Source organism: Pauljensenia sp. 20925_1_27 (assembly GCF_041432835.1).
Taxonomy (GTDB): domain Bacteria; phylum Actinomycetota; class Actinomycetes; order Actinomycetales; family Actinomycetaceae; genus Pauljensenia.
In genome coordinates this window covers 66,257-91,885 of sequence record NZ_JAPWAH010000009.1, presented here as the reverse complement: position 1 = coordinate 91,885, position 25,629 = coordinate 66,257, and the positions used below count along the sequence as shown (strand labels likewise).

The window sequence follows — 25,629 nt, the reverse complement described above, 5'->3', positions numbered from 1 at the left end:
ACCGGCAGGGCCTGGCCGGACAACGAGTCGACGCGCCGAGCGAAGCTCGCGGCGCGGACGGCTCGCGGGCGGGCCGCCGCCCACGGGCACACCAAGCAGCCCGGCCCCACACGCCAACGGGTGGAGCGCGGCGCGGAAGCTGAACAGATTGGCAGAGCGTGCCGCCAGCTAATCTCCAGTCGGGCAATACGGCAACAGGAACCGCCTACTCAACGAACCCTTATGGATGCCGAGTAATTGTGCGCCGGATAAGTCGTATGCGATGTGTCACTAGATTTAGCGATTACTTACCGGCCAATACCTATTTCGCTGGTCATATTTTGATGATGGCTGCGGGGCTGTTCTGATAATTGCTCAGAAATCTCTTGATGCTGCTGGAATGCGCTCACTGACCAAGAGTTCAGAGAGGTTGTTATATGGTCGTTATGCCCGGAATTTCAATGAAATACACCGTTGTAGTTGTGGTTCAGGTGATACCTGTTAAGCATGGTGGCAGCCACTACTCCTTTACTACCCTGGGACACAAGTCCTGTCCATTTTCAGTCAATTGAAGGAGAAGTCGATGTCTCGACTGCGTCCGTTTCGCGCCCGTGTGGGCGTTGCGGGTGCCGCCAGTCTGGCCGCTCTCTCGCTTCTCGTCACGTCGCTGACGCCCCTCGCCATGCGAGCCAGCGCCGCCGACGAAAGCGCACAATCGCCCGACCTAGCAACCTCTCAGGAAGCTGCCACGGCCTCGTCCGAGTCCGAGGCCGCCACCGCGCCCGCCGCCGATACCGATACAGCCGGTGCTGACGCCGCCGACGCCGGTGCCGAGGCTCCCGCCGCGGAGGTCGCGCCCGAAGACCAGCCGCGCACGCGCCGCGCACGCTCAACCTCCGCGAAGCCGGCAACCCTGGCAATGACGGTCACGAACGACAGTCCCACCCTTGCGATTCGCGACAAGCAGATCACGACGATCAACTACGCGTGTTCGTCGGTCACCACTCCCTGTGAAGGTGCTGCCATTGAGGTACTGCTTCCTGCGCCCGTTACCCCTGCCGGTACGGCTCTGACGGACAAGCTCTACACCGCCGTCGCAGTGACAGGCTCGACGGTCCTACGCACCGAACAAACTACCGTTGCGGGAAACCCGAGGATGAAGCGGCTTCTCTTCCCCCTGCGGCAGTCGATTCCTGCCGGCACTTCCGATCGCATCCAGATCACCTGGAACTACGACGGCAACGATGCGCCGAACAACTCGACGACCACCCAACAGGTGAACTTCACGGCTCTCAACGCGGACTCTCTCGAGGACTCGCAGACCACCAAGTGGACCGCGGACACCGATATTGCCATCGAGAAGAGCGGTCCGACAAACCCGAATAACTACCCTGCTGTCGGCGGCGAAACGACCTATAAGCTGCGTTACGGATACCAGCAGATCGACCAAACCAACCCCAACAAGGTCGGTATCCGCTGGAATGGATCCTCACAAAAGAATGGCGTCAACGCCACTGGCTTCGTGCAGGTCCAGGATATTAAGGTCGTCGATCCGCTTCCCGCGCAGGCGGAATTCGTTTCCGCCACTAATGGCGGCGTTTACGATGCCGGGACCCACACTGTTACCTGGTCCTACGACAAGTGGGCGTGGCAAAATCCCATCGAGTCCCTCGTTACCGTCAAGTACCCCGAAGGTTCGGTAACGACGGCCGACACCGTCTCGAATAAGGCCACCATCACAGCTGCAGTCCAGAACGACCCGACGACCATCCTCACCAAGAGCTCTGAAATCACACATGGTTTCGCAGTTCGTAAGCCTGCTGGTCGCGTCTCCAAAGTCGGTAACGACTGGCAGTACCAGGTACGCAAGGGCCTCACGCAATGGCGCCTCGGTGCCGCCAATACGGGTAATACGACGACGCATGTTCACTTCGATGACACGCTGCCGTGCACCTGGTCCACCCAGGATGCAAAGGCTGCAGGTGCCAGCTGCGACCAGCCGACCATGGTGAGTCCCTACCGCTTCAACATTTTCGGCAAATCTGGCTATGAAGACAAGGGTGGCTGGACTTTCGAATACTGGACCAACAAGGGTAACCACGTTGTCGCCAACTACACCGAGACGACTAACATCACCCTTCCCGATGGCGAATGGATCACCCGCTACACCATCGATAGCGACGTTGCTCCTCAGAACACTGCCAGCATCTGGTTCCAAGGCACGATTTCCTCGTCCCTTCCCAAGGAAGAGCCCTCGGACTTCGCCAGCCACTACAACCCGGTCGCGCCCCCTGAGAGATACTACAATTACGTAGCTTCTCCCGACTACGTCCGTTTCCAGAACTGCGCGAGTGGCACGTTGACGGATAAGGACACCGGCGCGGTCCTTGCTTCCAGTGATGACTTGTGCTCCTGGATGCGCGTCCGTGACGACTTCCCCAGCGTGGGAGTGGTGAAGGTCGTCAGGACTAACCCCGTGGTCGTTGGAAAGACGGTATCTTTCGGTGTCAACGGTTCTGTTCGCACGGCTGCCCAAGGCGGTACGCCCACACCTTTTACCATTGCAGATCTTCTTCCTGAAGGTTTCGACATCGATAATGCGTCTCAGGTCAACCTCATCGGCACTTCACCTCTGACCAACCCTGATGGAAGCAAGTACGACCTCAGCAAGGTCCAGATCGAGATCACGAAGAACTACAACGGTACCGGACGCACCCTGCTCCGCATGATTGTTCCCGACCCGGTCGAGGGAGCTTTGTACACGAGCTTCGACACGACTGTGACGAGCATTGCACCTGCTGGACAAACCGTGAACCAGGCAATGACATACATGCCCGGTGACGGCGCCAAGGACGTTGCTGTAGACAAGAGTCTGCGCAACACGAACTACTGCATGAGTGGGCGAGACAAAGACGCCTTCGATGTCAACGGCAATGGCTCCACTGAGGACTACCTGTGCTCGTCCAATGCGACATTCAACGTTGCAACCACCCCTGCAATGAACATCGCTAAGGAAGTCAAGGGTAACAAGGACGCAGACTTCGTCCCGGCCGGCCAGATTGCTGAGATCGACCCGGGTGCGGACGGCGCCTATCGCTTCACGATCTCCAACACCGGTAACGCCGCGCTGACGAATGTCGTGGCCTACGACATCCTGCCGCACCTGGGTGACGTCGGTGTGGGACCCGCCGCGTCCCAGGCCCGTGGCTCCTCGTGGCGGCCCCACCTGAACTCGACCAACTGGACCTTCCAGTCGATCAAGGAGAAGCCGGGTCAGGATCCCGTGGTGAGCGCCGTGCCTGCCTCGGACATCACGGTCGAGTACACGACCGTCGATAATCCTTGCCGAGGTGAAGTGATGAGCGTTGGCGGCGCAATGAACGATGGGCCCGCCGGTTGTACCCCCAATGCCTGGGGCGCCGCTCCTGCGGACCTGTCCACCATCACGGGCTTCCGGATCGTCATGAATCGCGATGTGGAAATTGGTGAGAAGATCCAGTTCGTCGCAACCATGACCTCTCCTGTCAACGCCAACCTCGTTGCGTGGAACTCCGTGGCCATGGCGGGCGGCACAATGGAGAACGGCAGGGTGTCCTACCTGCAGCCCAACGAGGCCCCCAAGGTCGGCATCAACGTCTCCACCGACGTGGAGGTCGCCAAGACCGTGTCGCGCGTCAAGATGAACGGCGATCAGCCCGTCAAGGACGCGAATGGGATCCCGGAAACGATCGAGTCGAGCGATCCGATCATGCCCGGTGATTACATGCTGTACTCGGTGACCCTGAATAACAAGGGTCCGGCTGTGGCCTCGGGCATGACCGTCAAGGATGTGCTCCCCGCAGGTGTCGATTTTGTCTCCGCGGAAACACGCCTGTGCCAGGACGGGGCAACGAACCCATGTGCCGGTGCAGTAAAGACGGATTCGCCCTTTGGTGAACTTTCCACCGACTGGGAAGCGATGACTTCCGGCGTCCTGAACACCAACCTGAGTGTCGGTGGCACCGAGACGCTCTATGTCCTGGTGAAGGTCTCCGATGGGGTCGAAGGCCAGACGATTACGAACACGGCGACCCTGGGTGACTACGATCAGAAGGATTCCAATCCGTCGAACAACACGTCCAGTGCTTCCTTCAAGGTCGGTGGCACCATTTCGGGCACCATCTACAACGACAAGGATGCGACCTGGTTCAACGATTCGCCCACCTTCGACAGCCCCTTCGAAGGCGTGACGGTTCGTCTGCTCGACGCCGACGGCAACCCGGTGAAGGACGCGTCCGGCGCGGACATCACCGCCAAGACCGATGCGAACGGCAACTACACCTTCACCCGTCTGCCGATGGGCTCGTACAAGGTCGAGGTCGTTGCGGGTGACGCGAAGGTTGACGGCGCGGACGTGAACCTGTTCGACTACAAGCAGACCTACGGTTACGGCTCGTCGACCAAGCGCAGCGAGGCCGGTAAGGGCAAGCTCGTCACGCCGAACCCGATCGAGCTGACGACTGCCGCCCCCAACGCCGCGAAGGTCGACTTCGCGTTCGTGAAGCCCGCCTCGGTGGGTAACTTCGTGTGGTTCGACGCGAACAAGAACGGTCTCCAGGACGCGGACGAGGCCGGTGTCCCTGGCGTCACCGTCACCCTGACGGACGGTGCGGGCAACCCGGTTATCGACCTGGACGGCAACCCGGTCAAGCCCGTGACCACGGACGCTAACGGCAAGTACGAGTTCACGAACCTCATGCCGAACGTCGATCGGATCGTTGCGAACGCGGGTGAAGAGAACTACAAGGTTGTCTTCACGGTTCCCGCCGGCTACTCCGCGACCAAGAGCTACGCGGCTGCGGATGGCGAGAAGGACTCCAACGGTGCCGAGAGCGACGTGACGCTCACCGAGGGTCAGAACGACGAGACCGTCGACTTCGGTCTCGTCGCCGACGGCACGATTGGTGACACCCTGTTCTGGGACGTCGACAACAACGGTGGCTCCGCGCCTTCGGGTGCGGACAAGCCGCTGGCCGGCGTGACCGTCACGCTGACCTACACGACCCCGGCGGGCGTGGAGAAGACGCTGACGACGGTCACGGACGCCGACGGACACTACTCGTTCAAGGACCTCGCCCCCGGCGATTACGTGGTCACGGTCGACAAGACCTCCCTGGCCACCGCCTGCCCCGAGTGCACCGCTCAGACTCACGCCCCGTCGGGCAACCTGACGGCCTCGGAGGGTCAGGAGCTCTCCCTCACCTCCAAGGTGACGCTGAGCCCCGGCGCGATGACGAACAACGACCAGGACTGGGCGTTCACCGGCGTCGCCAACACGGCAATCGCCAAGGCGATCGCGGACCCGACCGAGGTTCCGGCGGGTGGCTTCACCCCCGGCACGTCCGTCACCTACACGCTGACCGTCACGAACGAGGGTCCGAGCCCCGCCACCGGCGTCATCGCGCGCGATAAGCTCCCCTCCGGCGTGACCTTCGTGTCGGCCGAGGGCGATGGCACCTACGATGCCGCCTCCGGCAAGTGGGACCTGAGTTCAGAGGTGATCGAGAAGGACGCGACGCGCACCCTGCGCATCACCGTCACCATCGATGCTTCCGCCGCCGGCTCGGTTGTGACCAACACGGCCACGATCGAGAAGCAGGACCAGATCGGCGACAAGAAGCCGGACAACACCTCGTCCGCGGACCTGACCGCCGGCTACACGATCGCTGGCAAGCTCTACAACGATGCCAACGCCTCGTTTAGCTCCGATAACGGCGAGAACCCGTACGCGGGCGTGACTGTTGCCCTCCTCAAGAAGGACGGCAACCCCGTCCTCGACAAGGACGGCAACCCGGTCACGGCCGTCACGGATGCCGATGGCAAGTACTCCTTCCCCGGTCTGGCACTGGGCGAGTACACCGTCAGCGTCGTCGACCCGACCTCCGGTCCTCTGGCGGGCACCAAGCCCACCGAGGCCTACACCGGCCGCTACAAGACCACCGCGGACGTGACCATCGCCGAGGCCACCGGTTCGGTCATCGACGTGAACTTCGGTTTCGTCAAGCCTGCTTCGCTGGGTGACTACACCTGGATGGACGTGGGCCGCGATGGCATCCAGGATGCCGACGAACCGGCTCTGCCCGGCGTGACGGTTACCCTGACCTACGAGGACGGCTCCGCCGTGACCGATGCCTCGGGCAACGTCGTTACAGCGAAGACGAGCGACGCGAATGGCAAGTACTCCTTCGAGAACCTGCTGCCCGGCGGCTACAAGGTGTCCTTCCAGGCACCTGCAGGCTACGAGGCAACAACCTCGGATGCCGGAACCGACCGCGCTCTCGACTCCAACGGAGCTACGGCCTCGGTCACCCTGGCTCAGGGACAGACGGATGACACGATTGACTTCGGTGCTGTTGGTACCGGTGTGATTGGTGATCAGCTGTTCGTGGACGTGAACCAGAATGGTGGTAGTGGCCCGGATGCTGGTGACAAGGTGTTGCCGAATGTGAAGGTCACGCTCACGTGGACGGGTCCGGGTGGTATCACTCGCACGTATGAGACCACAACGGATGCGGATGGTAAGTACCGGTTCGAGAATCTGCTGCCGGGCGAGTACAAGGTGAGTGTTGACCCGCAGACTCTGCTGGCTGCCGAGCCCCTGCTCGATGTGCTCACGCACTCTCCGTCCGGTGACGTGGCGGCCAAGAAGGTCGTGTCCGCGGAGGCGAAGGCCGACAAGGATAAGCTGGCGCAGGCGTTCAAGCTCACCGCTAACCTGACTCTGACGGGTGAGAAGAACCAGAATCTTGATCAGGATTGGGGTTTTGGTATCTCGGCGGATACGGCGATCCGCAAGGCGATCACTACTCCGGATGAGCAGGCTCAGGAGTCCTTCGAGTTCACCCCGGGTCAGTCCGTGACCTACACGCTGACGCTGACCAATAACGGTCCGGGCGTGGCGACGGGAGTGAAGGCCTCTGACAAGCTCCCCGCTGGTGTTGTGTTCGTGTCCGCGCAGGGTGATGGCTCCTACGACTCGGCCACGGGTGTGTGGGATCTGTCCGATCTGACCCTGGCCAAGGGTGATGTCAAGACGATCACGATCACGGTTGCGATTACGGGTGAGGGCGCGGGCCAGCTGGTCACGAACGTTGCTCGTATTACTCACCAGGATCAGGCAGGCGATGACCCGACCAACAACGAGTCCTCGGCCTCGTTCAAGGGCGGATACAACCTGGGTGGCACGATTTACCGTGACTCGGATGCGTCCTACTCCAAGAGTGATTCTGAGCAGCGCTTTAAGGGCGTCACGGTCGCGCTGCTGGGCGAGGACGGAACCCCGGTGCTCGACGCCGAGGGGAAGCCCATGACCGCGACGACCGACGAGAACGGTGTCTACCAGTTCGTGGGCCTGGGTCGAGGCTCGTACCGTGTGGTGATCGTGGATCCCGATAAGGGTGATCTGGCGGGGCTGCTGCCCACGCAGGCCTACACCGGTCGGGGCACCACCCAGGCGTCGGTCACCATCTCTGACGCGTCGGTGCAGGGCGTGGACTTCGGTCTGGTTGCCCCCGCCAGCATCGGTGACCGCGTCTGGAACGACGTCAACGCCAATGGCACTGACGACGGCGAGCCCGGCATCGGAGGCGTGACCGTGATCCTCAAGGACGCCAGTGGCGTGGAGGTGGCTCGCACCACCACTGACGCTAACGGTAATTACCGTTTCACGGGCCTGATCCCGGGCACCTACACCGTCTCCATCGAGGTCCCGTCCGGCTATGCGGCTGCGACCACCTCGATGAGCGTGAGTGTGGGTGAAGGCGAGGAATACGTGGACGCGGACTTCCCGCTCACCCTGATCCCGGCCCCGACCCCCGCGGCGACGGTGGCAAAGGTCCTGGCTCGTACAGGTTCGGATGCGTCCGTGCTTGGTGGTATGGCGGCCATGGCTGCTATCGGCGGCATCCTCGCTCTGGCGGGCAAGCGCCGCCGCGAACGCCACGACGCCTAACAGGCACACGCCCCAACAAGGGGCCCACGCCCCACGGGGGTGACGCTCCACGGGGGTGACGCTCCAACAAGGTGAGGGGGCGCGAGACCAACACATGGTCCCGCGCCCCCTCCCTTGTCATTTCGCTCCCGACCGCTACCTCGCTCCCGACCGTCACCTCGCTCCCGACCCGGCTCCGACCCCGCAACTGAGCCCCGGCCTCGTCGATGAACGAACGACCGACAGCGCGTGTGGAACGCGCGGCGCGGGACGCAGATGAGGGTGGGAGCAACTAGGCTTGGAGGGTGACTACAGCTCTGTATCGCCGGTATCGCCCCGACACCTTTGACCAGGTGATCGGCCAGGAACACGTGACGGAGCCGCTCAAGGCGGCGCTGCGCGCGAATCGCGTGACGCACGCGTACCTGTTCTCCGGGCCGCGCGGATGCGGCAAGACCACGTCGGCGCGCATCCTCGCGCGCTGCCTGAACTGCGCGCAGGGCCCCACGGACACCCCGTGCGGCCGGTGCGAATCCTGCCGCGAGCTGGCCACCGGCGGCCCCGGCTCGCTCGATGTTGTCGAGATCGACGCGGCCTCGCACGGCGGCGTCGACGATGCGCGTGACCTGCGCGAGCGCGCCACCTTCGCGCCGGTGCGTGACCGCTACAAGATCTTCATCATCGACGAGGCCCACATGGTCACGAACCAGGGCTTCAATGCGCTGCTCAAGCTCGTCGAGGAGCCGCCCGAGCATGTCAAGTTTGTTTTCGCGACGACGGAACCCGAGCGCGTCATCGGCACGATCCGCTCGCGCACCCACCACTACCCGTTCCGCCTGGTGCCCCCGGATGTCCTCGGCCCGTACCTGACGACCCTGTGCGCCGAGGAGCACATCGGCGTGGGCGAGGGGGTTCTGACCCTCGTCATGCGCGCGGGCGGCGGCTCGGTGCGTGACACCCTGTCGGTGCTCGACCAGCTGATGGCCGGTGCGATCGACGGCCAGGTCAGCTACCAGACGGCGGTGGCGCTGCTCGGGTACACGGACTCCGCGCTGCTCGATCAGTCCGTCGATGCCCTCGCGGGCGGTGACGGCGCCGCGGCCTTCCGCGTCGTCGAGCGCATGGTCGAGTCCGGCCACGATCCGCGTCGCTTCGTCGAGGACCTCCTCCAACGTCTGCGTGACCTCCTCATCATCGCGGTGGCCGGCGACGGCGCGCGCGACGTCCTGGCCGATACCCCGCAGGACCAGTTCGAGCGCATGCAGCGACAGGCGCAGAACTGGGGTCCGCACGGCCTGTCCCGCGCCGCCGACCTGACCGACGAGGCCCTGCGCGCCATGACGGGCGCGACGTCGCCTCGCCTGCAGGTTGAGCTCCTCGTCGGCCGCATCCTCGTGCCCGCCCCCGCGCCCGCCCAGGCTCCCGTCCAGGGCACGGTCGGCATGACCGGTGGGGGAGCGCCGCGCGAGGCTTCCGCGCCGTCGTCCGAGGCTTCCTCGGGCCGTTTCGGCGCCCGCGAGGCTCGCGAGGCCCTGGCCCGCAAGAAGCAGGAGCGCGCCGAGGCCTCGTCCCCCGCTGCGCCCACGTCGTCTCCCACCCAGGCCCCGCAGGGCGTGCCCGCGTGGGGGAGTGGCCCCGACTGGTCAGCTCAGAAGCCGGCCGCTCAGAAGTCGGCGCCGGAGTCGAGCGCCGTTCCCGTGCAGGCTTCCGCACCCGTGCAGGGGTCCGTGCCCGTGCAGGCGGCACCGCAGGAGGCCCCGCACCGCGAGGCCGTCGAGCGACCTCACATCGATGCCACGCAGGAGCGCGCCCAGGCCGAGCCTCGTGCCGCTGCCCGCGCGCAGCAGCGCCCCGATTCTGCCGCGCCACAGCGTCCGGATACTAACGCTCGTGTCGAGGCCCCCGCCTCCGGCCGCGACGCCGACATGCTGCGCGGCCGCTGGAACGAGGTCGTCGAGCGCCTCTCCTCCATCAGCCGCGTCACGTGGTCCATGGTCGGCGGCAACGCGCAGCTGGGGGCCGTCGATGGCTCCCACGTGATCCTCCTCTTCCCGGTCGAGGCCATGGTCAATGCCTTCTCGCGCGGCCCCCGCGCGGCCGACGTCGAAAAGGCCATCAACGAGGTCACCGGCCTGAACCTCAGCGTGTCCGCGCAGGTCGGGCAGGCCTCGGGCGGCCCGGCGACGACCGGCCCGTCGGCGCAGGCCTCGCACCCCGGTGTCTCCCAGCGCCCCTCCCAGCGTCCGTCCCACGGAGGCTGGGTATCGGAGCCGCCCCCTTTTGATCAGGCCGCCGCGCAGGCGGCACCCGAACCCGAGCCGTGGCCCGAGGCCGCACCCGCCCCGCAGGCGCCCGCGCGCGCTCACGAGGAACACGTCGCGCAGGCGGCCCCCACGCCTGCTCCCGAGCCGGTTGACACCGGCTGGCCGGAGCCCGCGCGTGCACCCGAGCCCGCTCCCGAACCCGAACCCGAGGACGCCGGCTGGCCCGAGCCCGCGACGGTGACGCCGATCCGGCGTGAGCCCGTTGCTTCCGCGCCGACGTCGGCCTCTCAGGCACCCGTCCCGCAGCCCGACCCCGAGCGCCCCGCGCTGCCCGGGCGGGCTGCCCGAGCCCTCGCCGCCGCCTCCGCCGATGCGCCCGAGGGCGCTCCGGCCTCGTCCCCGAACGGCGAGGCGGCCCCGCGCAAGCACTCGTTCACGGTCTTCCGCTACCCGGGCGACCCGGAGCCGGGTGAGGAGAGTGCGCCAGAACCCGCGCAGCCCGCCACGGCCTCGGAACCCGTCTTCGACGATGCCCCCATCGCGCCCGCCGCGCACACGCCGTCGACCCCGACGGGCTGGGGAGACCCTGTGGTCATCCCCGGGGGAGCGTCCGTCAACTTCGACGACGGCACCGACTCGTGGACCCCGCCCGAGCCGGCCGCCCCCGCTGACACGACACCGATCGGTGCCGCGCCGAGCGCCCCCACGCAGGCCCCCGCCTGGCTGGCGGCGGCCCCCGAGCCCACGCATGCCTCGGATTCCGCGCCCAGATTCGGCAACTCGCAACCTCAGCGCGACGCCGCACAAGCGTCCGACGCGCCGCTGACCGGCCGCGCCGCCGCCGAGGCCGCACTGCGCGAGAAGGCCCAGCGCGAGGCCGCCGTCGCCTCGACCCGCACCCACGCGGCCGACGACGACAGTGCCAGCATTGACGATGAAAACATTGAAAACTCGCAGACGATCGGCCTGGCAGCGGTCCTGGAGATCCTCGGCGGACGCGTCATCGAAGAGAAGATGACCGAGGGAGGATACTGACATGTACGACGGCGCCCTGGCCGACCTCATCGACCAGTTTGGGCAGCTGCCCGGCATCGGCCCGAAGTCCGCGCAGCGCATGGCCATGCACGTCCTGGACGCGGAGCCCGAGGACGTCGCTCGCCTCGTTGACGCGATCAACGCCGTGCGCGGGCGCGTGCGCCACTGCGACATCTGCGGCAACCTCACGGAAGAGGACGAGTGCTCCATCTGCCGCGACGTGCGCCGCGACCCCAGCGCGATCTGCGTCGTGCAGGAGCCCAAGGACATCCAGGCGATCGAGGGCGCGCGCGTGTTCCGCGGGCGCTACCACGTCCTCGGCGGCGTCATCGACCCGATCCACGGGGTGGGGCCGGACCAGCTGAACATCGCCTCGCTCATGAGCCGCCTGGCCGACGGGACGGTCACCGAGGTCATCCTGGCGACCAACCCGAACGTCGAGGGCGAGGCGACGGCCGCCTACCTCGCGCGCATGCTCTCCACGATGGGGGTGGAGACCTCGCGCCTGGCGATGGGCCTGCCCATGGGCGGCGACCTGGAGTACGCGGACTCGGTGACGCTGGGGCGCGCGCTCGAGGGGCGCCGCCGCCTCTGAGCCGTCACCGACGAGGCCCGGGCCGCCTCGCGCTCTCGACGCGCAGGCGGGCGGTGACTCGTGTTGTGGTCGCGCGGGTGGGCGTGCGTCTGTGCCGGTACCCTCTGCGGCTGCGACCTGCGGCGTTTGTCGCCTCGTGGGCCGCGCGTCCCGCTGTCCGTGACGCACGTGTGACACAATCGTAGGGACCGCGCTGCGAGAAGACGAGGAGGCCATGATGGCGACCCAGGCGAGTTCAGGCGCGCCCCGAGTGCTGGTTGTTGATGACGAGGCGATGCTGGCGGACTTGCTGTCGCAGGCCCTGCGTCACGAGGGCTGGGAGACGGCCACGGCGAAGGACGGGCTGGACGCGCTGGCGAAGGCGACGAGCTTCCACCCGGACGTCGTGATCCTTGACGTGCAGATGCCGCGCATGGATGGCCTGGAGGCGCTGGAGCGCCTGCGCGCTCGCGACCCGGAGCTGCCGGTCCTCTTCCTCACCGCACGCGACGCGGTCGCGGACCGCGTGCAGGGCTTGCGCGCGGGAGCCGACGACTACGTGACGAAGCCTTTCGATCTGGACGAGGTGGCGGCCCGCGTAGAGGCGCTGCTGCGCCGCGCGGGACGCACCCAGCAGGCGGCGTCGACGGTGCTGCAGGTTGCAGATCTGACCCTCGATGTGGATTCTCACGATGTGCGTCGTGGCGGGGAAGAAATTACGTTAACGAACACTGAGTTCGAATTGCTCCGGTATCTCATGGAAAACGTTGGAATCGTGCTGTCGAAGCAAAAGATTCTGGACGCCGTGTGGAGCTACGATTTCGGTGGCCAGGTGAACGTTGTCGAGCTGTACATCTCGTATCTGCGCAAGAAGATCGACGCGGATCGTCCGGCCCTCATCCGCACGGTGCGCGGTGCCGGTTACATCATGCGGGAGCCGCAGTGACGCGGCGGCCTTCCCTGGCGGGGCGCCTCTCGCGCGCCTTGGCCGCGTGCGTGGCGCTCGCGCTCGTCGTCATGGTGGCGGCGTCCACGCTGGTCATGCGCTCCTGGATGCTCGGCAACACGGATTCCGAGCTGCATCGTCTCTCGCAGCGCGCGGGCGAGCACCTGGACGTTGAGGACGCTCCAGATAATGGGGTGGATGCGGACGATGATTTTGACGACGATTCTGACGATGCTGGTGCCCGCGCGGTCCCGCAGTCGGGCGGGCGGGTGCCTCGTCCCGGTGGGCCCGTCGTCCCCGGCGGACCCAAGGGGCCGGGGTTTGGCGGTTCCGGCATCGCCGAGGGCACCCTCCAGTACGTGAGCGAGGACGGCGAGGCGGCCGGTGCGGTCGTCTCCAACTTCTCGGTGACCTACCTGAATGAGCCTGCATTGGCGATCCTGGCCGCGGTGCCCACGGATGGCGCCCCGCACACTGTGCGTCTCAAAGATCTGGGCGCGTTCCGGGTGACCTCCCAGGTCGTGGGCGACAAGACCGTGCTTGTCGGCGTGCAGATGGATAGCGTCGATGATGTGGTCCTGATGCTCGTCGCGGTTGAGCTTGGTCTGTCCCTCATCGTCGCGATTGCGGCCGGGTTCGCGGGCCGGGCGTGGGTGCGCCGCGAGCTGCGCCCGCTCGGGGTGGTGCGCGCGGCCGCCGCAGACATCGCGAGCCGCGACCTCGCCGATAACGCCAACGACCTCACACGCGTCGGCGAGGAGGCCACCTCCGGCCCCGTCGAGGTCGCCGACGTCGCGGGCGCGCTCAACTCGATGATCGACGCAGTCGAGGACGGCATGGAACGTCGTGCCCGCAGCGAGGCGAAGCTGCGCCAGTTCGTCGCCGACGCCTCGCACGAGCTGCGCACGCCGCTCGCCTCCGTACAGGGGTACGCGCAGCTCGCCCGCCGCGACATTGACGAGGCCTCCCGCACCCAGGCGCTCGAGCGCATCTCCTCGGAGGGTGCGCGCATGGCCTCCCTCGTGGAGGAGATGCTGACGCTGGCGCGCCTGGACGGCAACCGGGCACTCAAACGGGACACTATCGACGTTATCCCGCTGATACTGGACGCCCTGTCAGACGCGCACGTGGTCGCCCCCGACCATGCGTGGGAGCTCGGCGAGGCCTCGGACATCCAGGTCCTGGGTGACGAGGCTGCCCTGCGCCAGATCCTCACGAACCTGCTCGCGAACGCCCGCGTGCACACGCCTGCGGGCACACGCGTCGTCGTCTCGCTGACCCGCAGCGACGACGAGGCCGTGGCCGCTTGCGTGCGCGCCCGCGGCTGCGCGAAGGGGCAGGGGAAAGCGGAGGGTGCCCCGGCCTCGTCGATGGTGAGGATCCGCGTCGCCGACGACGGTCCCGGCATCCCCGCTGAGATCCGCGACCGCGTCTTCGATCGTTTCGTGCGCGGCGACTCCTCGCGTACGCGCGACGGGCGCGGCTCCTCGGGCCTGGGAATGTCGATCGTCGAGTCGCTGGCGCGCGCAATGGGCGGGTCCGTGCGCCTCGCGGACGCCGACAGGGGGACCGTCATCGACGTGACATTGCCCGCCGCCTGAGCGCCCCCGCGCGCTGGCGACCGAGAGGGTGCTGACCAGGAGCGTTGCAATTCCGGGCCTCGTGCGTCCCTGTGTCCTGGGTCGCCCCGGCGCGTCCCATGTCACCTGCGCCCACATGCCGGTCGTTCCCGGCGCGATGCCTGGCGGGCCGTAGGATTGTTGTGGTGGCATGCGCCACCCGAAGGCGTGCGAATCGACACGTACCGATAGAAATGAGGCTCTAGTGGCACTGATCGTGCAAAAGTACGGCGGTTCTTCCGTCGCCGACACCGAAGCCATGAAGCGCGTCGCCCAGCGCATCGTGGACACGCACAACGCGGGACACCGCGTCGTTGTCGTCGTATCGGCGATGGGCGACACGACCGACGACCTGCTCGACTCGGCCGCAGCGCTCACCGACAACCCGCCCGAGCGCGAAATGGACATCCTCCTGTCGGCCGGCGAACGCATCTCGATGGCCCTCCTCGCGATGGCCGTCAACGAACTCGGCGTCGAAGCCCGCGCCTATACCGGCGCGCAGGCCGGCATCAAGACCGACAGCCACTTCGGTGCCGCCCAGATCGTCGGCATGGTGCCCGAGCGCGTCGCCCGCGCCATCAAGGACGGCCAGGTCGCCATCGTCGCCGGCTTCCAGGGCATCTCCAAGGACGACGACGTCACCACGCTAGGCCGCGGCGGCTCCGACACGACCGCCGTCGCCCTCGCCGCCGCCCTCCATGCCGACGTGTGCGAAATCTACACGGACGTCGACGGCCTCTTCTCCGCCGACCCGCGCATCGTCCCCAAGGCCCACCGCCTGCGTACCCTCACCCAGGAAGAAACCCTGGAAATGGCCGCGCACGGCGCCAAGATCCTCCACCTGCGTGCCGTCGAATTCGCGCGCCGCTACGGGGTCCCCCTGCACGTGCGCTCCTCGTTCTCCGAAAAGAACGGCACCTGGATCTCCGACTCCCCCGCAAACCCTGAACTCAAGGGCCTCGTGCCCGACGCAGCCCTGAAGTCTCCCGAGGAAAACGCCATGGAAAAGCCCGTCATCTCCGGTATCGCTCACGACCGCTCCCAGGACAAGATCACCGTCACCGACGTGCCGAACAGCCCCGGCGTCGCCGCCCGCGTCTTCGCCGTCGTCGCCGAAGTCGGCGCCAACATCGACATGATCGTTCAGAACCTGCCGATCTCCGACCCCACGAAGGCCAACATCACCTTCACCCTGCCCGAAGGTGACGCGCAGAAGGCCCTCGACGCCCTCGAGGCGCACCGCGACGAAATCGGCTTCAACGAGCTGCGCTACAACCCCAACATCGGCAAGCTCAGCCTCGTCGGCGTCGGCATGCGCACCAACCCCGGCGTCTCCGCGCGTCTCTTCTCCGCCCTGTCCGACGCGGGCATCAACATCGACCTGATCTCCACCTCCGAGATCCGCATCTCCGTCGTCACCCGCCTCGAAGACCTCGACCGCGCCGTGAAGGCCGTCCACACCGCGTTCGGCCTCGACGCCTCCGAAACCGAAGCCGTCGTCTACGGCGGCACCGGCCGCTGATCGTTCATCGACGAGGCCCGGGCTGCTTTCGCTGTTTCTGCACGGTTCCGGTGATCCCGGTTAGCGAGGCCGGCCTCGTCCCCATAGATTTCACCCAGCGTTCGCCCCGTCGTATGGGCGCGCGCACCAACAAAGGAGAACACCATGAGTGGTTTCAATGTCGCCGTCGTCGGCGCCACCGGCCAGGTCGGCCGAGTCATGCGCACCCTGCTGGAGGAGCGTCAGTTCCCGGTCGAGACGATTCGTTTCTTCTCGTCCGCGCGCTCGGCCGGCACGACCCTGCCCTGGAAGGGACAGGACATCGTCGTCGAGGACGTGGCGACGGCCGACTACTCGGGCATTGATATTGCCGTGTTCTCCGCGGGCGCCACCGCCTCGCGCGAGTACGCCCCCAAGTTCGCGGCCGCCGGCGCGGTCGTCGTCGACAACTCCTCCGCGTGGCGCAAGGACCCCGAGGTGCCGCTCGTCGTCTCCGAGGTCAACCCCGACGACGTCGACAACCGCCCCAAGGGTATTATCGCGAACCCCAACTGCACGACCATGGCCGCCATGCCCGTCCTCAAGCCCCTCGTGGACGCCGCGGGTGGTCTGACGCGTCTCTTCGTCTCCTCCTACCAGGCCGTCTCCGGCTCGGGCCGTGCGGGCGTCGCCGAGCTGACCGGCCAGATCGAGGCCGGTGCTGCGCAGGATCTCGCAGCTCTGGCCCTGGATGGTCGCGCCGTCACCCTGCCCGAGCCCGGCGTGTACGTCGCGCCCATCGCCTTCGACGTCGTGCCGCTCGCCGGCTCCATCGTCGACGACGGCTCCGAAGAGACCGACGAGGAGCAGAAGCTGCGCAACGAGTCGCGCCGCATCCTCCACATTCCCGACCTGGCCGTGTCCGGCACCTGCGTGCGCGTCCCCGTCTACACCGGCCACACCCTCACGATCCACGCCGAGTTCGCAGGCGACATCACGCCCGACCAGGCGCGCGCCCTGCTGGCAGACGCGCCCGGCGTGCGCGTCGTCGACGTCCCGACCCCGCTCGAGGCCGCCGGCCGCGACGAGGTCCTCGTGGGTCGCATCCGCCAGGATCAGGCGGTCGACGGCAAGCGTGGCCTCGTCCTGGTCGTGTCCGGCGACAACCTGCGCAAGGGCGCTGCCCTGAACGCGGTCCAGGTCGCCGAGGTGGTGGCTGCTCGGCTGCGCTGAGTGTTGCACTGACTGCGTGAACGCGCGGCGGCCCGGTGGGCTGCCGCGCGTTTGCGTTGCTCGTGGCGCCGCCTGACGTGCGGCCTTGCTCGTTGCCCCGACAGATCTCCGGCCGCCGCGCGGCCTGCCCGCCCGCTCGCCGTCCGCGCCGCGAGCTTCGCTCGGCGCGTCGACTCGTTGTCCGGCCAGGCCCCGCCGCCGCCCACCGGCACCGCGGCCAGGCCCGCTGGACTTTCCGGCGCCCTCCACACCAGTGGGGCCGGGTCTATGATCGGTGGCTCGGCGCGTCGACTCGTTGTCCGGCCAGGCCCCGCCGCCCACCAGCACTGCGGCCTGTCCCGCCGCCCCTTCCGGTGCTCTCCACTTCTGCCTAGGCAATTTCGCACGTAATTCCCCTGCGGGTACTTCAAATCATGAAGTAGCGTCGTTGCAATTGCAACGTTTCTGGGCGGTCTTCAAAAGTGACCGTAGGAAATTATGTGCGACTTTTGTTTAGTACTGGCCCTGCCGCCGCCTTCTGATCCTGCCGCGCCAATTTCGCATGCAATTCCCTTGTGGCTATTTCAAATTTTGAATTCATATCGTTGGGATTGTAACGTTTCTGGGCATGGTTGAAAGTTTAAGCAATCGAATTGCATGCGAAATTTTGGGAGGGGCGCGTTGGTGGGTGAGGTGGAGTGTTGGTGCGGGACTTTTTTCTCCCTGCTCGACCTGTTGGTGGTGGGAGCGGTATAAAGTTCTCCCTGCATGCTGAAAATGGGCCACAATGGGCGTTCTGGCGCGAGCGGGGAGAGTTTTGTACCGGTATCGCCTGCCAGGGGCGTGAGTGGGGAGAGTTTTGTACCGGCATCGGCCCCGCGTGCGGTACAAAGTTCTCCCTGCTCGACCTGTTGGTGGTGGGAGCGGTATAAAGTTCTCCCTGCATGCTGAAAATGGGCCACAATGGGCGTTTTGGCGCGAGCCGGGAGAGTTTTGTACCGGTATCGCCTGCCAGGGGCGTGAGTGGGGAGAGTTTTGTACCGGTTGGGCCTGCCGAAGTGTGTGCGGCAGGCCAGGCGTGCCTGTCGCGGAGGCATGACAAAACCGCCCGGCGCGCAGCCGGGCGGTGGTGGAGCGGGCGACGGGAATCGAACCCGCCTCTGAAGCTTGGGAAGCTTCCATTCTACCGATGAACTACGCCCGCAATTCATCGTCCCGAAGGAATCGACCCGTCGATCATATCGTTACGCCGGATGGGCGCGCAACCGGCACCGCTGGAGTTTGAAACGGGGTGCTTGGGGGCTGGGTGCTGGTGGAGTGTTGTGGCAGGTCTGGCGTGTGGATAGCCGCGCAACGGCTGCAAGCTGGTGTGGTTGGGGTATGGGGAGGCGAGGAACGGTAGCGGGTGTGTGGATAGCCGCGCAACTGGCGTCACTTGTCGGCTCAAGAAGGTAAAGCAATAGGCGCCGCCAGGTGCACGCCACTAGCGTCTGCCGTCCAGATCCGGTGTGCGCTCTCCCTCCAGATACACTGGGCTCGCCTGATTGATTGGAGTTCCTATGACTCGTCCCGTGGTGGCCGCCGCGATCGTTGATTCCCTGAGCGAGCCCACGATGCTGCTCGCCTGCTCGCGCGCCTACCCGCAGGAGCTGCGCGGCCAGTTCGAGCTGCCCGGCGGCAAGGTCGAGGACAATGAGGATCCAGTACACGCCCTCGAGCGCGAAATCGCCGAGGAGCTCGGCGCGCGCCTCACCATGGGTGAACGCGTGTGCCCCGAAGATGGCCAGTGGTGGCCGATCCTGGGCGGCCGCGTCATGGGCGTGTGGCTCGCCGAGGTCGCGGCTGGTTCGCCCGCCCCGCGCGTGGGTGCGTCGCACCTCGAGGCCCGGTGGGTGCCCCTCGCGGACCTCGCCGCGCTCCCCTGGATCGTCGCAGACTTCCCCATCGTCGAGGCCGTGGTCGCCCGCTGCGCTCGCTGAGGACGGGCAAGCGGCGTGCAGCCACAATTTGACGACACTAAGGGGAAAGATGTCAGAATAAGCGCATGCCGAAGATTATTGGGGAGTCCCTTGCCTCTCACCGCGAGCTGACTCGCGCGCGCCTGTTCGAGGCCCTGGGGTCGCTCATGGGCGAGCAGTCCTTCGAGTCGATCACGATGAGCCAGATTGCGGAGCGCGCGGGTGTTGGCCGCACGGCGGTTTACAACCACTTCGCGGATAAGGAGGTGCTCCTGCTCGCCTACATGCGCGAGGTGACGGGAGAGTTTGCGCGTGTGCTGACTCAGCGCCTCGAAGCCGAGCCGGATCCCCTGATGCGCCTGCGCATTTACATTCGTTCCCACCTGCAGATGATTGGCCGCTACCACGTGAAGGCTGGCATGGGTCTGCGCCGTCACATGTCCGGCCAGGGCGCCTCGCACCTGCATGATCATGCGGGTGTTGTGGGTGAGGTCCTCATCGGCATTCTTGACGAGGCCATGGAGCGTGGGCTGATCGCTCAGCAGAATACGCTCGGCGCGGTTCACCTGATTCACGCGACGCTGCAGGGGCAGCGTCTGCCGCAGGATCCGGAGCATCGCGAGTCCGCGCTGACGCTGGTGGAGACGTTCATTTTGCGAGGCTTGGGCGCCTCGGAGGAGAACGTGTGCCACGTCACGACCGCGGATCTTCCTTCCGGGGAATAGTGGGCGCGCCGCGTCCGTTGAATAAGACAGTTCACGCGTGGGCATCAAGCCTGCGCCTCGACCACCGTCGGGTTAGCCGGCGACAACAGGAGAATCATGGCTACCGTTACTCTCACGCAGGAGAACTTCGAGCAGAACGTGTCCGCCGGCGGCATCGTGCTGGTGGATTTCTGGGCGACTTGGTGCGGCCCGTGCCGCCAGTTCGGCCCGATCTTCGAGGAGGCCTCCGAGAAGTACCCGGACATCGTGTTCGGCAAGATTGACACGGATGACCAGCAGCAGCTGGCGATGGCCGCGCAGATTACGTCGATCCCGACCCTCATGGCGTTCCGCGATGGTATCGCGGTGTTCCGCCAGTCCGGCGCCCTGCCGCTGTCCGCGCTCGAGGATCTGATTTCGCAGATCCAGAACCTGGACATGGACGACGTGCGCAAGAAGATCGCCGAGTCCGAGCAGGCCTGAGCGACGCAACGTGGGGAGGGCCCCGAGGCATGATGCCTCGGGGCCCTTTCGTCTATCAGTGTGGGTGTCTGCGTTGCTCTCGCGCCAAAAACAGCCATAGACGCGCCAAATACAGCCACCCCCGCGCCACCCACGTATCACCCGCGTGCGCCGCTCACGCGCCGCTCACGCAGTGATCGCTCGCGGGAGGCGGCGCGTGATGAGTTCGTGGTCGGCGTGGTCGCCCACCATGAAGGAGTAGTCGCCAACGATTTCGAAGCCGTGGCGCGCGTAGAGGCGTTGCGCCCCGTAGTTTTCACTCCACACGCCGATCCACAGGGTGCGGGGCCCGTCGCGCTCGAGCCACTCGAGCGCCGTGTTGAGGAGGAGCGTGCCGCGGCCACCGCCTTGGTGCCCCTGCAGGATGTAGAGGCGCTGGACCTCGCCGTCGCCGGGCGCGACGTCGGGGTGGGGCAGGTGCGCGGGGGATGCGGTCACGTAGCCAATGGGGGCTTGTGAGACGGACGAGGCCGGGGCCTCGTCTCCGGGTTCGGGCGTGCCCGAGTGGTCGCCGGAGGAGAGCGTCGCCCCAGCCTCGTCAACTGGCTCGTCAAAGAGGAGCCATGTCGCGCGCTCGGGGTCGTTGAGCTCGGCGCGCAGGACGGTGGGGGAGTAGGCCTCGTCGAGGAAGGCCTCGAGGTCGGAGGGTGTGTAGAGGTGCTCGAAGGTCTGCGTGAAGCAGGTGCGTGAGAGGTGGGAGAGTGCCTCGGCGTCTGCGGGCGTGGCGCGGCGGATCATGGCAGCCTTTCGTCGGTTCGATCCCCATCGTAGGGCATGGAAGCACGCTGCCCAGCCACCGGAAAGCACCCTGAGAAAACCCCGAAAAGACGGGGAAACCTTGCTGCTTGAATGAGGCGCACCTTACAATTGAGCAACGCCGTTCATCGAAGGAGACGCACGTGGCACACAAGACCCGCACCGCGCAGGTGCTCGACGTTGTCAAGGTACTGGCCTGGGTAGTTATCGCTATCTCCTTGGTGAAGTTCGCGTTCTTCCCGGCCGCCCAGGAGGACGAGGGGACCGACGGGATGGACCCGGGCGGCAGCTTCGGGCAGATGACGACCGAGGTGGGCCGCGCCGACATCACGAACACCGTGAGCGTCACGGGAACGATCCAGGCGGACGAGCCGGTCGTCGCCCGAGCGACCCTGGACGGCGCCGTCGTGCGGACCTTCGTCAACGATGGCGACAAGGTATCCAAGGGCGACTCCCTCGTCCAGATCCGCAAGGAAATCCCCGGCGAAACCCGTCAGGTGACCGACGAGGAGGGCAACGTGAGCGTTGAGACCGCCGATCCGACGTACAAGTACGAGACGGTCGTGTCCCCCGGTGACGGGACGGTGTCGACGAGTGTGCTGGTCGGCCAGCAGTTCGCGATTGGCGACACGGTTGCGACCGTTGCCCCGGCGACGTTCTCCGCGGTCGCCTCCCTGAGCGCGGACCAGATGTACCGCCTGCAGGACGCGCCCTCGACGGCGACCGTCACCATCAAGAACGGTCCCGCGCCCTTCGAATGCTCGGGTGTCAAGCTGGTGAGTCCGACCGGCAAGCAGCAGGATCCGAAGACGAACGCCGGGTCCGATAACGGGGCCTCGTCCTCGACGGACCTGAAGGCCCGCTGCGCGATCCCCGCAGATCAGACAGTGTTCGCGGGCCTGCAGGTGACCCTCGAAATGACGGCCGGCTCGGCGACGGGCGTCCTCGCGGTGCCGATTTCCGCGGTCGAGGGGCGCTACCAGTCCGGCTACGTCTACCTGCCGACCTCCGACCCCACCAAGCCTGACAAGCGCGCCGTCACCCTGGGCATTACCGACGGCAAGATGGTTGAGGTCAAGGAGGGGCTGACCCAGGGCGAGGAGATCCTCGAGTTCACCCCGACCTCGAACAAGGACGATCAGGACGAGCAGGACGGTCCCTTGGGTGGTGCGGACTCCGGTCGGGCTGGCGGCGCGGGCGGCTCGAACGGCGGGGCGGGCGCGCAATGAGTCTCGTGTGCCTGCGGGACGTGACCCGCACGGTGACCCTGCCTGATGGGGAGGATCTGCACATTCTGCGCGGTGTCAATCTGGATGTCGCCGAGGGCGAGCACGTGTCCATTGTCGGTCGCTCGGGTACCGGCAAGTCCACGATGCTGAACATCATCGGCCTGTTGGATGCCCCGACCTCGGGCACGTACGAGCTGGACGGGGTGGATACGACGCGCCTGGGGGAGGGGCGCCGCGCGCGGATGCGCGGGGAAGACTTCGGCTTCGTGTTCCAGCAGTTCAACATCTTCTCGGCGCGCACGGCCGCCGAGAACGTCGAGGTTCCGCTCCTGTACGCGCCGGGCCCGCAGCTGTTGCGCAGGCGCTCGATCACGCTCGACATGCTGGAGCGCGTAGGGCTGGCCGATCGCGCCGACTCCTACCCGGGCGAGATGAGCGGCGGCGAGCAGCAGCGTATCGCCATCGCGCGCGCCCTCGTGCGCCGCCCGCGCGTGATCCTCGCCGACGAGCCGACGGGCGCCCTCGACCCGGACACGGGCCGCGTCGTCATGGCCCTCCTCGAGGAGGTCGCCCGCGAGTCCAACGCCGCGCTCATCGTTATTACGCACGACATGGCGGTGGCCGCTCGGGCCCAGCGCGCCTACGAGCTCTACGACGGTACGCTGCACGAGGTCGGGGATCCCGACGCTCTCACCCACCGCGTGGAGGCAGGACACTCGGGCGACGAGGCCGGGGCGCGCAATGCGATACCGGAACCCCCGCCGGTGCCCGCCGACGACGAAGCTACGGGGACCGACGAGGGTGTGCGGACTGATGAGGGTACGGGGACCCACGAGGACGAGCGGGCCTCGGACCCGGCGAGGCCGGAGGAGGGGGAGCAGTGAACGCTGTCAGCCAGATTCTGGGTGCGCTCATCGAGGCGTGGGGCGAGGTTAAAGTGCAGAAGGCGCGCGTCGTCCTCTCCCTCGTGGGCGTGGTTGCGGCCGTCGCTGCGATGACGATCGTGATTGCGCTCGGCGACCTGCTCCTGCAGTCCTCGCGCGAGTTGGCGGAGCTGTACGAGGGACGCTCGGTCACCCTGCGCCTGACCCCCGAAAGCTCTTCGGCCTCGCCGGAGGGGCCATCAGCGAACGGCCCGTACCAGGACGTCTCCGGGACGGGAGCCGATGCCTCGCCGAGCGGCGAGCAGACCGCGACGCGCCCCGACGAAAAGGACACGATCGGGGAGGCCATGGCCACCCTGGCCGAGAAGACGAACATCCACTACTGGTCGCGCTTTTCCAGCGGGGGCGGAGAGATCGTCGAAGCCCGCCAGGCCAGGGCTAGTGGACAATTCCGCGGCTATCCCCTGACGAAGATCGGCGACATGGTTGACGGCGTCGCGTTCCAGGGCGTGGACCCCTCCTACGCGGTCATCTACCGCACCCGCATGCTCGCGGGACGCTGGGTCGAGAGCAGCGACGCCGACCAGCGCCTGATTCCCGTCGTCATCTCGCAGACCCTGTGGGATCAGCTCGGGCGCGCCCCCATCGACCAGGTGCCGATCGTCCTGCACACGAGTGACGGCGTCGCGATGCGCGTCGTCGGCGTCACCAAGTCGAAGAGCTCCTACGACATGCCGACCGTGTTCGCGCACTACGACGCGGCGCGCGTGTCCTTCCCGCAGATGACCTCCCCGGCCATGATCGCGTGGGTGGGAACCGAGAACGCCGACCAGGCGCGCGAGACCCTGCCCCGCTCCCTGGCCTCGATCCTCGGCGAGGGCTGGAAGGTCTCTGTCTCGGGCGGCGAGCACGAGGACATCGGCGAGGAGCAGCTGGGCACGATCTCCAACGTCATCATGGTCATCGGCGGCATCATCGTGTTCCTGGGTGCCCTCGGCCTGCTGAACGTCGCCATCGTGACCGTGCGCCAGCGGGTGCGCGAGATCGGCATCCGCCGGGCCGTCGGCGCCTCTGCGGCGCGCGTCTTCTTCGCCGTCTTCATGGAGTCCGTCGTCGCGACCTTCGTCGCCGGCGTCATCGGCGTAGGAATCGCGATCGTGGTCGTGCGATTCCTTCCCCTCGAGGCCCTCGGCGTCACGCTCAGCGACACCCCGGCCTTCCCCGCCGGCGCGGCCATCGCGGGCGTTGCCATCTCCACGAGCATCGGTGCCCTGTGCGGGATCATCCCCGCGCTCGCGGCCGTGCGCGTCAAGCCGATCGACGCGATTCGCTACTGATTCATCGACGAGGCCGTGGCACCTTCCCGGGGCCGCGCGCGGTGGGCGTGGGTGCCCCGGCCTCGTGCTGAGGGTGTTACCGGGGGAGCGTGACGCGCTTCGTGTCCTCGTCGTAGACGATCATGCCGTCTTTGAGGAGGGCGCGGTACACGCGTGAGGGCTGGTAGCGGTCGCCGCCGTCGATGCGGGCTACGTCGAGGACCCGACGCTTGGTGAGGCCTTCCTTGCCTTCGAAGTGTGCGGTACGCAGGGCTTTCATGATGCGGCCGCGCGCCTGTCGGTCGGTGCCGACGTAGGGCTGGGGCGTGGGGCGCTTGTCGTCCTTCGGGTATCCGGCGGCGGCCCACGCGCAATTCGCGTGTATCGCGCACTCGTCGCACGAGGGACTCAGCTGGGTGCACACGAGGGCGCCGAATTCCATGAGCGACAAACTCACCTCGGCCGCGCGGTGCCCGTCTTCGGGCAATAATGCGTCGGCCCGCATTGTTTCCGCTTTTGAGGGCGTCGTGTGGGGAGGAAACTCTCGGCCGTCCAGAAATCTGACCAGCACGCGACGCACGTTCGTGTCCAGGACCGGCACGCGGATTCCGTGGCGGAAGGCGAGCAGCGCGGATGCGGTGTAGGTGCCGACGCCCGGCAGGAGGGTGAGTTCCTTCATGGTGAGTGGGACCTCGCCGTCATGCTTTTCGACGATCGCGGCCGCGCAGGCCTTGAGGCGCAGGGCGCGTGAGGGGTATCCGAGGTTTGCCCAGGCGACGATGATGTCTGCCGAGGATGCGGTGGCAAGATCGGCGGGGGTGGGCCAGCGTTCCATCCACTCAAGCCAGATTGGCTGGACCCGTGAGATGGGGGTCTGCTGGCTCATGATTTCAAAGACGAGGGTCCCCCAGTCGGAGACGCCCTGCGCGCGCATGGGCAGGTTGCGCTGATGTGCGGCGAACCAATGGGGCAGGTCGATCAGGAGTGATCGCGAGGCCTCGGCCGTCGGATTTGTGAACACCCAGTCAGTCTATGGAAGAAAGTCGCACTGCGACGAACGAAAGAAATTAACCTGTGATCCGTAACATAAAAAGGGGAGGATATTGTACAAAAAGCAAATGCTTCGGTAGTCTGACCGTGTTTTTAGAAAACGCCCCTATCCCAGGGGTCATCAACACATAG

General features: G+C 66.3%; 15 protein-coding genes and 1 tRNA gene. 13 read left to right on the top strand and 3 right to left on the bottom strand.

Going from position 1 to position 25,629, the window contains the following annotated elements:
- The first annotated feature begins 562 nt into the window (after window positions 1-562).
- The 7 genes from O3684_RS06645 (at window position 563) to O3684_RS06615 (ending at window position 17,099) form a co-directional block, all read left to right on the top strand.
- The gene (locus O3684_RS06645) at window positions 563-7,969 is read left to right on the top strand and encodes an SdrD B-like domain-containing protein (protein WP_500065832.1); all 7,407 of its coding nucleotides are present in this window, start codon (window positions 563-565) and stop codon (window positions 7,967-7,969) included.
- A gap of 284 nt (window positions 7,970-8,253) precedes the next feature.
- Window positions 8,254-11,247 carry a DNA polymerase III subunit gamma and tau gene (locus O3684_RS06640; RefSeq protein WP_500065831.1) on the top strand — a complete coding sequence of 998 codons (2,994 nt, stop codon included), beginning with the start codon at window positions 8,254-8,256 and terminating at the stop codon, window positions 11,245-11,247.
- A 1-nt stretch (window position 11,248) separates the two neighbouring features.
- Window positions 11,249-11,842, top strand: a complete 594-nt coding sequence (gene recR / locus O3684_RS06635) for a recombination mediator RecR (RefSeq protein ID WP_007588661.1) — start codon at window positions 11,249-11,251, stop codon at window positions 11,840-11,842.
- A 217-nt stretch (window positions 11,843-12,059) separates the two neighbouring features.
- Entirely contained in the window at window positions 12,060-12,767 is a 708-nt protein-coding gene (locus O3684_RS06630; RefSeq protein ID WP_500065837.1) for a response regulator transcription factor, read from the top strand.
- Complete coding sequence (locus O3684_RS06625; RefSeq protein WP_500065829.1) at window positions 12,764-14,368, top strand: sensor histidine kinase; 1,605 nt, start codon at window positions 12,764-12,766, stop codon at window positions 14,366-14,368. Before O3684_RS06630 ends, O3684_RS06625 begins: the two co-directional genes overlap by 4 nt.
- Before the next feature lie 223 nt (window positions 14,369-14,591).
- Window positions 14,592-15,908 carry an aspartate kinase gene (locus tag O3684_RS06620; protein ID WP_500065828.1) on the top strand — a complete coding sequence of 439 codons (1,317 nt, stop codon included), beginning with the start codon at window positions 14,592-14,594 and terminating at the stop codon, window positions 15,906-15,908.
- Between the two features lie 144 nt (window positions 15,909-16,052).
- Complete coding sequence (locus tag O3684_RS06615) at window positions 16,053-17,099, top strand: aspartate-semialdehyde dehydrogenase (protein ID WP_500063496.1); 1,047 nt, start codon at window positions 16,053-16,055, stop codon at window positions 17,097-17,099.
- A gap of 1,109 nt (window positions 17,100-18,208) precedes the next feature.
- On the opposite strand, the gene O3684_RS06610 is transcribed toward O3684_RS06615, so the two are convergent.
- A tRNA-Gly gene (locus O3684_RS06610) sits at window positions 18,209-18,282 on the bottom strand.
- 355 nt (window positions 18,283-18,637) lie between these two features.
- Here O3684_RS06610 and O3684_RS06605 point away from each other — a divergent pair.
- The 3 genes from O3684_RS06605 (at window position 18,638) to trxA (ending at window position 20,223) form a co-directional block, all read left to right on the top strand.
- Window positions 18,638-19,057: an NUDIX domain-containing protein gene (locus tag O3684_RS06605; RefSeq protein ID WP_500065826.1), complete on the top strand. Its 420-nt coding sequence runs from the start codon at window positions 18,638-18,640 to the stop codon at window positions 19,055-19,057.
- A gap of 65 nt (window positions 19,058-19,122) precedes the next feature.
- On the top strand, window positions 19,123-19,761 hold the full coding sequence (locus tag O3684_RS06600; RefSeq protein ID WP_500065824.1) for a TetR/AcrR family transcriptional regulator: 639 nt from the start codon (window positions 19,123-19,125) through the stop codon (window positions 19,759-19,761).
- A gap of 96 nt (window positions 19,762-19,857) precedes the next feature.
- Window positions 19,858-20,223: a thioredoxin gene (gene trxA, locus O3684_RS06595; RefSeq protein ID WP_500065822.1), complete on the top strand. Its 366-nt coding sequence runs from the start codon at window positions 19,858-19,860 to the stop codon at window positions 20,221-20,223.
- Window positions 20,224-20,388: 165 nt separating this feature from the next.
- Here trxA and O3684_RS06590 read toward each other — a convergent pair whose 3' ends face one another.
- The gene (locus O3684_RS06590) at window positions 20,389-21,000 is read right to left on the bottom strand and encodes a GNAT family N-acetyltransferase (protein WP_500065820.1); all 612 of its coding nucleotides are present in this window, start codon (window positions 20,998-21,000) and stop codon (window positions 20,389-20,391) included.
- Between the two features lie 161 nt (window positions 21,001-21,161).
- Here O3684_RS06590 and O3684_RS06585 point away from each other — a divergent pair, with 161 nt between their 5' ends.
- From O3684_RS06585 to O3684_RS06575, 3 genes are read left to right on the top strand one after another with little or no spacing between them, the layout of a single operon-like run.
- Complete coding sequence (locus O3684_RS06585; protein ID WP_500065818.1) at window positions 21,162-22,247, top strand: efflux RND transporter periplasmic adaptor subunit; 1,086 nt, start codon at window positions 21,162-21,164, stop codon at window positions 22,245-22,247.
- Window positions 22,244-23,131, top strand: a complete 888-nt coding sequence (locus tag O3684_RS06580) for an ABC transporter ATP-binding protein (protein ID WP_500065816.1) — start codon at window positions 22,244-22,246, stop codon at window positions 23,129-23,131. Before O3684_RS06585 ends, O3684_RS06580 begins: the two co-directional genes overlap by 4 nt.
- On the top strand, window positions 23,128-24,468 hold the full coding sequence (locus tag O3684_RS06575; protein ID WP_500065814.1) for an ABC transporter permease: 1,341 nt from the start codon (window positions 23,128-23,130) through the stop codon (window positions 24,466-24,468). Before O3684_RS06580 ends, O3684_RS06575 begins: the two co-directional genes overlap by 4 nt.
- A gap of 76 nt (window positions 24,469-24,544) precedes the next feature.
- Here the strand turns inward: O3684_RS06575 and O3684_RS06570 are convergent, their stop codons facing one another.
- On the bottom strand, window positions 24,545-25,381 hold the full coding sequence (locus O3684_RS06570; protein WP_500065836.1) for an HhH-GPD family protein: 837 nt from the start codon (window positions 25,379-25,381) through the stop codon (window positions 24,545-24,547).
- Window positions 25,382-25,629 lie beyond the last annotated feature (248 nt).

Bases quoted from the DNA above. Each gene is read 5' to 3' on its own strand.
- O3684_RS06645 (WP_500065832.1), top strand. From the start codon at position 563: ATGTCTCGACTGCGTCCGTTTCGCGCCCGTGTGGGCGTTGCGGGTGCC.
- recR (WP_007588661.1), top strand. From the start codon at position 11,249: ATGTACGACGGCGCCCTGGCCGACCTCATCGACCAGTTTGGGCAGCTG.
- O3684_RS06630 (WP_500065837.1), top strand. From the start codon at position 12,060: ATGGCGACCCAGGCGAGTTCAGGCGCGCCCCGAGTGCTGGTTGTTGAT.
- O3684_RS06615 (WP_500063496.1), top strand. From the start codon at position 16,053: ATGAGTGGTTTCAATGTCGCCGTCGTCGGCGCCACCGGCCAGGTCGGC.
- O3684_RS06605 (WP_500065826.1), top strand. From the start codon at position 18,638: ATGACTCGTCCCGTGGTGGCCGCCGCGATCGTTGATTCCCTGAGCGAG.
- O3684_RS06600 (WP_500065824.1), top strand. From the start codon at position 19,123: ATGCCGAAGATTATTGGGGAGTCCCTTGCCTCTCACCGCGAGCTGACT.
- trxA (WP_500065822.1), top strand. From the start codon at position 19,858: ATGGCTACCGTTACTCTCACGCAGGAGAACTTCGAGCAGAACGTGTCC.
- O3684_RS06590 (WP_500065820.1), bottom strand. From the start codon at position 21,000: ATGATCCGCCGCGCCACGCCCGCAGACGCCGAGGCACTCTCCCACCTC.
- O3684_RS06580 (WP_500065816.1), top strand. From the start codon at position 22,244: ATGAGTCTCGTGTGCCTGCGGGACGTGACCCGCACGGTGACCCTGCCT.
- O3684_RS06570 (WP_500065836.1), bottom strand. From the start codon at position 25,381: ATGCGCGCGCAGGGCGTCTCCGACTGGGGGACCCTCGTCTTTGAAATC.